The sequence below is a fragment of the Tamlana crocina genome, from assembly GCF_012037625.1.
In genome coordinates this window covers 1-407 of the sequence record NZ_JAAVJS010000343.1, presented here as the reverse complement: position 1 = coordinate 407, position 407 = coordinate 1, and the positions used below count along the sequence as shown (strand labels likewise).

Genomic DNA, 407 nt, shown 5'->3' with positions numbered 1-407 from the left:
ATAAGCAGAAACCGCATGATCAAGCTTGCTGTATTTCTCGAAGGTCCTGGCAATTGAAAAAGCGAAATTGGGACGGGATTCTATCGCACGTAATGCTTCCTTGTAAAACTGCTCTGCCTGCTCATTTCTTTGCTGCAACTCGTAGTTATGTCCCAGCTCTACCAGGTAATGCGGCGCATTTGCCGTATTATTGATGCGATCCTGCAAGAGTTTTTCGGCTTCAGGATATTTTTCCAGTGGCTGGTAGGTGGCGATCAAACCATAGAAATAATTTGAATTGTTAGGTTCCCTGTCAAATAGTTTTTCATAGATGTTTTCCGCCTTTTTAAATTCTCCCCTGTCGAAATAGTTCTTCGCCAGCTGTTCACTCTGTGAATAGCCTGAAAAGCCTAAGACAAAAAAGATGA

At 42.5% G+C, this 407-nt stretch carries 1 protein-coding gene; it reads right to left on the bottom strand.

The genetic code is table 11. The features are described from left to right. Window positions 1-407 (bottom strand): tetratricopeptide repeat protein (locus tag HC176_RS17030; RefSeq protein WP_167920201.1); only part of this gene is annotated, 407 nt, incomplete at both ends.